Here is an 11,612-nt window from a genome sequence, read left to right as displayed (position 1 = left end):
ACAATGCACTGCCAATACGAAGCGTTTCAATGAACCGTGTACTTAATAGCGCTAGCTACAGCTAATAGACACCCACCAATCTAATTATTTAACTTGCTCACCAAAGAGAATTTAAGACAGCCACAAATTCCGCCTATCTGAAACGGAGTAGTTAACAAGTTGATGGCTGTCTCGTTAACTGCGTAATCGTATGGAATCCCTGTGGGTGTCTATTTAACAGTGGATGTCCAAGGGATACAGAAGCGGCGGTTACTCTAATGGCTTGGCATTATTAGTATAGGGTGGCCACCCCATAAGTTTGCCGCCTAGCACGTGTAAATGTATGTGATACACGGTTTGCCCGCCATACTCATTACAGTTCATAACTGTACGATAGCCTTGTTCTGCGGTACCTAGCTCACCTGCAACTTTTGCTGCTACCCATGAAAGGTGTCCAATCACCTCTCGATCGCCCTCTTCAATATCGTTAATTGTCGCAATTGGCTTTTTAGGTATAACCAAAAAGTGGATGGGCGCTTGGGGATTTATGTCTTTAAATGCCAACGCTAAATCATCTTCATAAAGAATTTCGGCGGGTATTTCTTTATTAATTATTTTTGTAAAAATGGTGTCCGACATTTTTCTGCTCCATGTATAAATAGTAAAACTAAACGCTTATCCAAAAACAAACCACAGCAATACTGCGCCTAATAAGAGACGATAAATCACAAATGGCAACATACCAATTCGCGATATCCAACTTAAAAATAGAAATATACATAGATACGCACTAACGAAAGAGAATCCGGCGCCGTACAACAAGGCTTCCCAATCTACCGCCTCGCGTGCTTGCAATAAGTCGACTGTCGCTAATAATCCAGCGCCTAAAATGACAGGAATAGACAATAAAAACGAAAACCTAGCGCAACTTTCTCTATTCAGACCCAACATTAACCCTGCGGTCATGGTTATGCCAGAGCGCGATGTTCCAGGTATCAGTGCCAAAACCTGTGCTATGCCTATTAGCAATGATTGCTTCCAATTTAATGAAGCTAACGTGTTGCTTCGTTTTGCCGTTGCGTCTGCGTACCACAATAATAAGCCAAATATAATTGTAGTTGCGGCTATAACAAGGGCGGTTCTCGCATTATCCTCAATCCAACTCTTCATTAAAAAGCCCACAATTACAGCGGGTATAGTTGCAATAATTACGTACCACGCTAGTTTACTGTCGGTATTTTGATTTTTAGAAAATCCCTTCGTTACCCAAGCTATGCTCATCTGCACAATTTCCTTGCGGAAATAGATCATTACTGCAAGCAAGCTTCCCACATGAACTGCAACGTCAAACGCTAGACCTTGGTTAATCCAACCCAGTAATTCTGCGGGCAACAGCAAATGCCCGGAGCTACTGATAGGCAAAAACTCAGTCACACCTTGGATAATAGCAAGTATAATTATTTCGAAAAGTGTCATTCCTTTGCTTAGCTCCAGCTAAAGTTTATTGGCCATAAATGTTGTTTTTGTTTATCAAAATCATCCCACAAACTTTGATAACTGCGACCTGTTGAAGGGTGTTTTCGCTGAGGTACGAGTTCAGCAAGAGGCCATAATACAAATGCATTATAGAGAATTTCCTCACGTGGAAGTACGACAGGTGTGCTTATTACCTTGTCATCATAGGTCAACAAGTCAAGATCTAACGTTCTTGAACAAAACTTTTTCTCATGGTGTTTGCGCCCATGCTCTCGTTCAATTTTTTTAAGTACTTGGCACACATCGTTCACTGAAAGGGTTGTCTTCGCACTTACCACTAGATTATAAAAAGGACTACCGGCAAACCCCACCGACTCACTTTCATAGACAGATGAACAGCGAATACTATTGAAATGTTTAGCAAGGGCTTTTATAGATGCCCGCGTGTAATACTCACGATCTATATTCGACCCAACGCTAATTAATATGCAGTGCCCAGCCATTTATTCTCTAACCTGAGATAAGGCAACAGCTACCGTATTCGCATTAGGTAATATATTCGGTTTTACAATTTTCACTGCGATAGCGTGCACAGGAAATTGCTGCAAAACCGCCCGCATTATTGCACCACCCAACGCTTCTAACAGCTCAAAGCGACTTGTCTTACCAACCTCTACTATACATTCAGCAACTTTCGCATAGTCAATGGTATCGGCCACATTGTCTGTGCCCATTGCCTTGTCTAAATCTGCGTCAAGCTCGACATCAATAATAAGCTCAGTAAGCCTTTCCCGCTCCCAGTCATAAACCCCGATAAGCGTAGGAACACAGAGCCCTGTTATATATATTTTTCCCATAAACCTTCTTCGAGACACCGTTAGACTGGTCTTACTACTTTGTAAAATGTGCAGATCCGCGTCATGAAACTGGAATGTGCAACATTATTACAGTAGTTTTACCTTCAATGAGTATACTTAATGCAATGATGTCACAACTATACCGTTGTAACATCAATATGGGCAACACGGATAAGCGCTTTAATAGAAGATTAATGGGGCTAAGTGACGCCATGGTTTTTGCGAGGGCGTATTAAACGATTATGATGATGTCACTCACCCTTCTAATGATAGGGGTTGCTTATCTTGTGGGCTCTCTATCAAGTGCGGTTGTAATTTGTAGACTATTTCAATTGCCCGACCCTAGAACTACTGGATCGCATAACCCCGGGGCCACAAATGTTTATCGAATTGGCGGACGAATACCCGCCCTATTGGTTCTCATTATGGATATTCTTAAAGGTACACTTCCGGTTTACGCAAGTTACTTTATGGGAATTGAGCCAGTATGGTTGGGGCTAATTGGTATTGCCGCCTGTCTGGGCCATATTTTTCCCCTATACTTTGGTTTTATAGGCGGAAAAGCTGTGGCGACTGCCTTTGGCGCTATGCTCCCCATAGGTCTAGATTTAGCCGGTTTACTGGTACTAAGTTGGATTGTTGTGGTGTTTTTCACCGGCTACTCTTCGTTAGGTGCTTTAGTAGCAGTTTCTTTAGCCCCCTTTTTTACTTGGTTAATTAAGCCGCTATACACCTTACCCGTAGCTATGCTATCGCTGCTCATTATTTTACGACATCGCGAAAACATCCGCCGATTAGTAAATCGCTCAGAGGGCAAAATTTGGGAAAAAGGCAATATTAAGGAATAGCGCTCTGCATTGCCCGTTTTCCCCGTGCGTGTGCTGTTTTGATCATGTGTATCGCGACATCACGAACGTGCACAGCAAACTACGATTGGTACTTTTATTTACCTTTGAGCCTGTCTAAACAGCCCTAAGTGAGCCTTAAACAGCAGTGAGGGTGTCTAGTGGCCAACGAGGTTTAGCTTTCGCTGATAACGCTAATGTTTCACCCGCTTTTAGTCGCTGCATCCCTGCATATGCGATCATCGCACCATTATCGGTACAGTACGCCAAGCTTGGATAAAACACTTGCCCTTGCATACTGGTCATTAAGCTCTTCATTTGTGCGCGTAGCATAGTGTTTGCACTCACACCGCCAGCTATTACTAAACGCTTCATTCCTGTCTGCTTTAATGCCCGCTTACACTTAATTATTAGCGTATCAATAACCGCTTCCTGAAAAGCATAGGCTATATTGGCATGGGTTTGCTCGCTACCATCGCAATCACGAATAGTATTGGCAGCAAAGGTTTTAAGGCCACTGAAACTAAAATCTAGTCCAGGCCTATCGGTCATTGGGCGAGGGAACTTATAGTGACCTGCTTCGCCTTTTTCGGCTAACTTGGCAAGCAGGGGCCCCCCAGGATAATCAAGCCCCAATAGCTTCGCGGTTTTATCAAACGCTTCCCCCGCAGCATCATCAATAGACTCTCCTAATACTTCATATTGACCAATACCTTCAACTTTCACCAGCATAGAATGCCCACCTGATACCAATAACGCCACAAATGGCATTTCAGGTGCTTCGGCTTCAAGCATAGGTGCTAGCAGATGTCCTTCCATATGGTGGACACCCACCGCAGGAACTTTCCAAGCATATGCTAACGAACGCCCAACCGATGACCCCACTAATAATGCCCCTACAAGCCCTGGCCCCTGCGTAAACGCCACACCATCTAACTCATCCGGTGTTGTATTAGCATCAGCCATCGCTTTTTCTATAAGAGGAATTATCTTTCGCACATGGTCTCGAGAAGCAAGTTCTGGCACCACACCGCCATAATCTGCGTGCAATTTTACTTGGCTATATAACTCATGAGACAACAAACCCTGCTTGTCATCGTAAATGGCAATGCCGGTTTCATCACAAGATGTTTCAATACCTAATATGCGCATGGTGCAAAAACCTATAAATGTACGTAATCCTAGAGAAGGCCAATCTAGCGTAACCACCAAATAACTATTTGCGTAAATAACGCTCAACAATTAACTTAGTTCTCGCGATCTGCGGCGATCTTGTGTAGGATCTGCGCGAATTGCGAGAAGGATCGGCGAATAAAGTTACCTTTAGCTGCTTTTCAGCCTCGACTGACAAGGCGCAGAGTTTACCTTTATTCGCTTTCCCATGGAATGGCGGTATGTAGAAACAGGCATTATTGACTATTTTTTAGCAAAACATGCTTTACATTCCCCCCAGAAATGTTTAGAATTCCGCACCATTTTTAACCCGGGTGGCCTTTTTAGCGCACCAATTTGCCCGGAATTACACAGCAAAAGTTTTGAGGTGAGTGTTTAATGCCTATCGTTAAAGTTAGAGAAAACGAGCCGTTTGATGTAGCGCTGCGTCGTTTTAAGCGTTCTTGTGAAAAAGCAGGCGTACTATCTGAAGTTCGTCGTCGTGAGTTCTTCGAAAAGCCTACTTGGGAACGCAAACGTAAGAAAGCCGCTGCTAAAAAGCGTCATCTTAAGAAGTTGGCTCGTGAAAACGCACGTCGCGTAAAACTCTACTAAAACAGGGTTAAGTTACGAGCTTGAAAGGTGTTGCATTTGCAGCACCTTTCGCGTTTCTGGGCCCTATATTTTTCACGTTTGCAATACATTAGGTAATACCATGGCTTTGATTGATGAATTGAAGAATGCACAAAAAGACGCAATGCGCGCGAAAGATAAAGTACGCTTAGGTACAATTCGCATGGCACTAGCGGCAATTAAGCAGAAAGAAATTGATGAACAAATCACGTTAGATGACAGCGCTATTTTAGCGGTGTTAACTAAAATGGTGAAGCAACGCCTTGATGCTGCCGCACAGTTTGATGCAGCAGATAGAGACGATCTTGCCAGTAAAGAGCGTGAGGAAATTACCGTACTTGAAGACTTTTTACCTCAGCCCCTTACTGAGGACGAATTGTCAGCACTAATTGAAGACGCAATGTCTTCAACCGGTGCGCAGGGTATGCAAGATATGGGTAAAGTAATGGGGGTATTAAAACCTCAAGTGCAAGGCCGCACGAATATGGGTGCTTTAAGCGCTAAAATAAAAGCTCGTCTTAACGCCTAAATCATACGTAATAAGCGAATGACAGTTGCCTAATCTCGCGGCTGTCATTCTCATTTTACGGCATCCCTGTTAAAGTACTCTTCGAATTAAGCATTTGTGTCTCCCTCATGGCCGGAAAAATACCTCGCGATTTTATTGATGATCTTTTGTCACGCACTGATGTGGTGGACATAGTTGATAGCAGGGTAAAATTAAAGAAAGCCGGTAAGAATTATCAAGCCTGCTGCCCTTTTCATAACGAAAAAACCCCCTCCTTTACGGTAAGCCAAGACAAACAGTTCTATCACTGTTTCGGCTGTGGTGCTCATGGCAATGCCATTTCTTTTATGATGGAGTTTGACCGCTTAGAGTTTGTCGAGGCAATTGAAGAATTAGCGCGCTTTCATGGGCTTGAAGTGCCTCGCGAAAAGGGTAGTCGCCCCGCGATGAGCGAAGAGAAAAAGCAACAGCTACAAGATGACTATTCTTTAATGGATCAAGTAGCGCGTTTTTTTCAGCAGCAGCTTAGACAAAATAGCAACAGTGATAAAGCTATCAGTTACTTAAAACAGCGCGGGCTTAGCGGTGACATTGTTAAACAATGGGAAATTGGCTACGCGCCCGATAGCTGGGACGCACTACTGAGCACTTTCGGAAAGGATGAGGCGCGGATAAAGCAACTTATCGAGCTTAAGCTGGTAAACCAAAACGATCAGGGTCGAAGATACGACTTTTTCCGCGACCGCATCATGTTTCCTATCCGAGACAAACGTGGACGCGTAGTGGGGTTTGGTGGGCGAGTACTCGATGAAGGGGGCCCAAAATACCTCAATTCGCCAGAAACTCGCATATTCCATAAGGGGCATGAACTCTTTGGCTTTTATCACGCTAAACAACAAAACCGCCAACTCGATACTGTGGTCATTGTTGAAGGGTATATGGATGTAGTTGCCTTAAGTCAATTTGATATTAACATTGCCACTGCGGCACTAGGCACAGCTACAACGCCTGAACATATACAGATGCTTGTGCGTGCAACTCCCCACATAGTCTGCTGTTATGATGGCGACCGTGCCGGTAGAGAAGCCGCATGGCGGGCGCTTGAAAATGCGCTGCCCGCCTTAAAAGACGGTGTTAGGCTGTCATTCCTATTTCTTCCTGATGGCGAAGACCCAGATACAATGGTGCGAAAGATAGGTAAGCAAGCGTTTATGACCATGCTAAACGATGCTATGCCTCTATCGCGTTTCTTTTTTGATAACTTAATTAAAACCCACAATGTCGGCACCGCTGAAGGGAAGCTTGCATTGAAAAAGGCAGCAATGCCATTGATCGATAGCACGTTAGGCGATGATCAAAAGCAAATGCTACTTGAGGAACTTGCCAAGCATACGGGCGAATACGATCGATTTAAGTTACAGCAGGATATCTCAAAGGCAAATAACGTAAGTAATAAACGTGGTTACTCTCCCAACTTAAATCAGGTAGGCAAAGCAAGATTATCGCCACTTCGTATGTTAATTCGTTTGCTTCTCGACAAACCGTCTCTTGCTTCTCAATGTGAAGACGTGCAACCAGAAATATTTAGTCATAGTAATGCCGCCGGTATGGATTTACTTCTTAGCGTGCACCAATATTGCCTTACTAATCCCCACGCAACAACTGCCCAGGTGGTTGAAAACTTCCGCAATCATCCCCATTCTAATGTCATCGCAAAGTTGTTGTTACAAGAACACCTAGTCAAAGATGAAGATGCAGAACGGGTTTACAGTGACAGTTTTGCTCGTCTGCTCGATTGGCATTTTGATAGCCGCATTGAAGCTTTGATATCGCTCTCTCGGTTACAACCGCTAACCAAGGCAGAGAAAGAAGAGCTCAATTTATTGATGAAGGAACGTCAGAAAAGCTAGCTAACGAGCGGGGTTCGAAAACCGCTAATATGAAAAGCTGGCTAAAAATTCAGCCGCTAATCTGGTAAAACTACCCTGAATTCTGCTATACTGGCGAATTAGCTGCAAGTAGACTATTGGTCACAAATGTGAACAAAAATGCAGCTGTGTTAGTAGCAATAGTATAGCCGAAAATAACGGGCAGAACCAAACCCGAGCAGATGTGCATCGTTCATGTAAACGTGGCATCGAGCCGAAGCGGCGTTGATACAACAGCATTACGACAGCAGGAATGGGAACATGCACATGTGTGTGTTGTCGTTTCTATTGCAAACTTATTGAATGTGAGAAGTGTAGGTTATATGGCGCAAAGCAAGCAGTCTCAGATTAAGCTCCTGATTGCAAAGGGTAAAGAGCAAGGTTACTTAACCTTTGCAGAAGTTAACGACCACCTGCCGCAAGATATTGTCGATTCTGATCAAATCGAAGATATTATCCGCATGATCAACGACATGGGAATCCAAGTTTCTGAATCTGCTCCAGATTCGGACGAACTTCTCATGCAAGAAGCATCGGCTGATGAAGATGCCGCTGAAGCAGCAGCTCAAGCACTAGCGACCGTTGAAAGCGAGATAGGTCGAACTACAGACCCTGTACGTATGTATATGCGTGAAATGGGCACAGTAGAGCTTTTGACACGTGAAGGCGAAATTGAAATTGCTAAGCGAATTGAAGACGGTATCAACCAAGTTCAATGCTCAGTGGCGGAATATCCAGAAGCAATTACCTATTTGCTTGATCAGTGGGACTTATATGAAGCAGAAGAAATTCGCATTAGCGATATTATTTCTGGTTTTGTAGACCCAGATGATGATCAAAATCTAGCCCCTACGGCCACCCACATCGGCTCTGAGCTTTCAGAAGAAGAACTGGAAGATGAAGATGACGATGAGGATGAAGAAGATGAAGAAGAAGAAGATACTGGTGTAGACCCTGAACTAGCGCGCGCTAAGTTCGCTGAGCTTCGTGATCAATACATTAAAGCGCGTGACGTTATAGAGAAAAAAGGCCGTTCACACCCGGCAGCCCGAGCTCAAATTAACGCGCTAAGTGAAATATTTAAAGAGTTCCGTCTTGTGCCTAAGCAATTTGATCGTATGGTCAAAAATATGCGCGCAATGATGGACAAAGTACGTATTCAAGAGCGTTTGGTGATGAAGTTTTGCGTAGTAAACGCAAAAATGCCGAAGAAAGACTTCATTAAAGCTTTCGCAGGTAATGAAACATCAACAGCGTGGTTGTTTGAAGCTGTTAAAGCTAATGCACCTTATTCTGATGCACTTGCTTACAACCAAGAAGAAATTGAGCGTTGTATTAGCAAAATGAACCAAGTAGAACAAGAGACTGGTTTAGTTATTGCTGATATCAAAGATATCAACCGTCGTATGTCAATCGGTGAGGCGAAGGCCCGTCGTGCGAAGAAAGAAATGGTCGAAGCAAACCTTCGTCTTGTTATCTCAATCGCCAAGAAATACACCAACCGAGGTTTACAATTCCTGGATTTGATCCAAGAAGGAAATATCGGTTTGATGAAAGCAGTAGATAAATTTGAATATCGCCGTGGCTATAAGTTCTCAACTTACGCTACATGGTGGATTCGTCAGGCAATTACTCGTTCCATTGCCGACCAAGCACGTACAATCCGTATTCCTGTTCATATGATAGAGACAATTAACAAGCTTAATCGTATATCTCGTCAGATGTTGCAAGAAATGGGACGTGAACCCACGCCTGAGGAATTATCTGAGCGCATGCTTATGCCTGAAGATAAAATCCGTAAGGTGCTTAAAATTGCCAAAGAGCCGATTTCCATGGAAACGCCTATTGGTGATGATGACGATTCACATCTTGGTGATTTCATCGAGGATAGCACGATTATTCAGCCCCTCGATTCTGCTACAGGCGGCAGCCTTAAGGGTGCTACGCAGGAAGTACTTGCAGGCCTGACAGCACGTGAAGCTAAAGTACTTCGTATGCGTTTTGGTATCGACATGAACACCGACCATACACTTGAAGAAGTGGGTAAGCAGTTCGATGTTACACGTGAGCGTATTCGTCAGATTGAGGCTAAGGCGTTGCGTAAGCTTCGTCACCCAAGTCGCTCTGAGCAACTTAAGAGCTTCTTGGACGAATAAAGTTTCAAGTGGTTATGTTCTATCAAAATCCCCAGCTGTTGCTGGGGATTTTTTTATGTGGGGTGCCGTTATTTTGGTTAATCTCATAATAGCGTCTATCGCCTATTCTCTTCTGCCCCACCTTAACCATTTTTCACTTGTGACGCGGTAACCGACGATCGTTTCTATACCCTTATAGCCTATGTTTCTTTCATACCTTATTTTTCCCGCTTATTAAGTTGTGGGTGTCCAAAGTTTTGTGAATGTCTAAGGGTATGGGGTTTTGTGTGGGTGTCCAGATTTAGTGGGTGTCCAGGGGTTGGTGGGTGTCCAAAGTTTTGTGGGTGTCCAGGGTTAGTGGGTGCGATATGGGCAATATAAAAAAGCCTCCATTGGAGGCTTATGGGAGGGTCGCGAAGTTGAAACTTTTTCTACATTTACAACTAAACGCGAAACTGTTTGGCGATAGATTCTAAGTGTTGTGCTAAATTCGCTAACTCGCTGCACATACTACCTAATTGGCTAGAGCGTTGCGCGGTTTCCTCTGTACGAAGATGAATTTCATCAACATGCCTAACGATATCTACCGCTACGGTGCGTTGATCTTCCGTATTGTGGGCTATTTGTTCGTTCATTTGATTGATGCGAGCAATAGTAGTGGTGATACTTTCTAAACTACTCCCCGCCTTATTCGCGGTTTCTACACTACTGCTGGCTTGCTCTGTGCCCCGCGCCATCACATCAACCGCAGAGTGTGCGGCATTTTGTAACTGCTCTATAGTATGTTGTATTTCTTCCGTCGATTGTTGCGTCCGAGATGCTAGCGTTCTAACTTCATCGGCTACTACAGCAAATCCTCGACCTTGATCCCCTGCTCTCGCTGCTTCTATCGCCGCGTTAAGGGCAAGTAAATTCGTTTGCTCTGCAATACCTTTAATCACATCTAGTACCGAGCCTACTTTATTTGAATCGGCCTCTAAGCGCTGAATAACTCCCGCCGTTTCGCGCACGTTATCTGCCAACTGCTCTATGCTTGAAACGGTTTGCTGCACAATCTGACGTCCGTCGCTAGCTGCTTGCGTGGCATTATTTGCATCGCTCGCCGCTTGCGCTGCACTGTGTGCTACTCCATCTACAGAGCCGCTCATGCTGTCTACGGCATGCTTGGTATCTTGGGCGGAACGCTGTTGAACATCAATAGTTCGCTGTGTTTCTTCGGTTAGCGTGCGCAAGTTTTGGGCTAACTTTGACAGCGGCAGACTGGCTTCCACTACATCTTTTACTACACCTTGGAGCTTGTCCATAAATTGATTGAACCAATAAACCAGTTCGCCAATTTCATCTTCACTTCTTGTATTAATGCGTACTGTTAAGTCTCCATTTTCTTGCGCTATGTCTTTAAGAGAACGTACCACATCATCAATACTCGATTTAATGCCTCGGCCTATTGGGATTGCAGTAGCAAATAAGACGAGTGTCACTACTAGAGTCATCACGCCACCGGTGCTTATCAACGAGGTATTCGCAGAGTCGATATCATCGAAGGCACTTTCAAACTCAGCTTGTTGTTCATCCCTAAAGCGTGTCATTGATGCTATTACCGCATCATATGAGTCATTCATTTGCGTTGATAGTTCACCTATACGGCTATAGTCTGCAGTACCTTCTACCATTGATTGTGAAACGTCATATGCCACATCAAAATAATTATCAAAGCCAGAAGTAATACGGTTAATATCGTCACGAAATGCAGGGCTAATTGCGGCTATATTGGCTAAATCTGATTTCGTCGATTTAGCCAATTCAGTTGCGACTACGAGGGTATCTTGATCACCTGTTGTAACCGCGCTACTTAACGTATCTCTTAACTTTTGCATCTCCACTAACGTTGATGCTGATAACTGCAAAGCAGGAAATTGAACCTCCTGTACCTCTTCCAATATATCGCCATTATTTAGCGCAGTGAAGATGGTAATAAGCAGGTATACCAAAAAGCTTAACGCTGCAATTGCAGGGATTAAAAATATCTTGGTCGCAATAGGCATTTTTTTTACAAAGTTCATCTGCTCTCCCGCTTATTACTCATTTTAGTTTTATTC

General features: G+C 43.9%; 11 protein-coding genes. 5 read left to right on the top strand and 6 right to left on the bottom strand.

Going from position 1 to position 11,612, the window contains the following annotated elements; genetic code table 11:
- Window positions 1-249: 249 nt before the first annotated feature.
- Genes GTH32_RS10245 through folB form a run of 4 tightly spaced genes read right to left on the bottom strand, consistent with a single transcriptional unit; the run spans window position 250 to window position 2,312 of the window.
- A complete protein-coding gene (locus GTH32_RS10245; protein WP_163085386.1) occupies window positions 250-618 on the bottom strand; it encodes a histidine triad nucleotide-binding protein in 369 nt (122 codons plus the stop codon).
- A 36-nt stretch (window positions 619-654) separates the two neighbouring features.
- On the bottom strand, window positions 655-1,455 hold the full coding sequence (locus GTH32_RS10240) for an undecaprenyl-diphosphate phosphatase (protein WP_163085384.1): 801 nt from the start codon (window positions 1,453-1,455) through the stop codon (window positions 655-657).
- An 8-nt stretch (window positions 1,456-1,463) separates the two neighbouring features.
- Window positions 1,464-1,958: a 2-amino-4-hydroxy-6-hydroxymethyldihydropteridine diphosphokinase gene (folK, locus tag GTH32_RS10235; protein ID WP_163085383.1), complete on the bottom strand. Its 495-nt coding sequence runs from the start codon at window positions 1,956-1,958 to the stop codon at window positions 1,464-1,466.
- Complete coding sequence (gene folB, locus GTH32_RS10230) at window positions 1,959-2,312, bottom strand: dihydroneopterin aldolase (RefSeq protein ID WP_163085381.1); 354 nt, start codon at window positions 2,310-2,312, stop codon at window positions 1,959-1,961. It abuts the gene before it with no gap.
- Between the two features lie 245 nt (window positions 2,313-2,557).
- On the opposite strand from folB, the gene plsY reads away from it, so the two are divergent.
- Window positions 2,558-3,160: a glycerol-3-phosphate 1-O-acyltransferase PlsY gene (plsY, locus tag GTH32_RS10225; protein WP_163085401.1), complete on the top strand. Its 603-nt coding sequence runs from the start codon at window positions 2,558-2,560 to the stop codon at window positions 3,158-3,160.
- A gap of 135 nt (window positions 3,161-3,295) precedes the next feature.
- Here the strand turns inward: plsY and tsaD are convergent, their stop codons facing one another.
- Complete coding sequence (gene tsaD, locus GTH32_RS10220; RefSeq protein ID WP_163085379.1) at window positions 3,296-4,309, bottom strand: tRNA (adenosine(37)-N6)-threonylcarbamoyltransferase complex transferase subunit TsaD; 1,014 nt, start codon at window positions 4,307-4,309, stop codon at window positions 3,296-3,298.
- 399 nt (window positions 4,310-4,708) lie between these two features.
- Here tsaD and rpsU point away from each other — a divergent pair, with 399 nt between their 5' ends.
- From rpsU to rpoD, 4 genes are all read left to right on the top strand, one after another.
- On the top strand, window positions 4,709-4,924 hold the full coding sequence (gene rpsU / locus GTH32_RS10215) for a 30S ribosomal protein S21 (RefSeq protein WP_012517258.1): 216 nt from the start codon (window positions 4,709-4,711) through the stop codon (window positions 4,922-4,924).
- 100 nt (window positions 4,925-5,024) lie between these two features.
- Window positions 5,025-5,471, top strand: coding sequence for a GatB/YqeY domain-containing protein (locus GTH32_RS10210; protein WP_163085377.1), 447 nt, complete (start codon window positions 5,025-5,027; stop codon window positions 5,469-5,471).
- 107 nt (window positions 5,472-5,578) lie between these two features.
- On the top strand, window positions 5,579-7,360 hold the full coding sequence (dnaG, locus tag GTH32_RS10205) for a DNA primase (RefSeq protein ID WP_163085375.1): 1,782 nt from the start codon (window positions 5,579-5,581) through the stop codon (window positions 7,358-7,360).
- Window positions 7,361-7,701: 341 nt separating this feature from the next.
- Window positions 7,702-9,534, top strand: coding sequence for an RNA polymerase sigma factor RpoD (rpoD, locus tag GTH32_RS10200; RefSeq protein WP_163085399.1), 1,833 nt, complete (start codon window positions 7,702-7,704; stop codon window positions 9,532-9,534).
- Between the two features lie 422 nt (window positions 9,535-9,956).
- Here the strand turns inward: rpoD and GTH32_RS10195 are convergent, their stop codons facing one another.
- On the bottom strand, window positions 9,957-11,576 hold the full coding sequence (locus tag GTH32_RS10195) for a methyl-accepting chemotaxis protein (protein ID WP_163085373.1): 1,620 nt from the start codon (window positions 11,574-11,576) through the stop codon (window positions 9,957-9,959).
- Window positions 11,577-11,612 lie beyond the last annotated feature (36 nt).

The organism is Alteromonas profundi (genome assembly GCF_010500865.1).
In the GTDB taxonomy this organism is placed as follows: Bacteria; Pseudomonadota; Gammaproteobacteria; order Enterobacterales; family Alteromonadaceae; genus Alteromonas; species Alteromonas profundi.
Note: the sequence above shows the minus strand (reverse complement) of the source record. Positions and strands in the feature narration are given on the sequence as shown.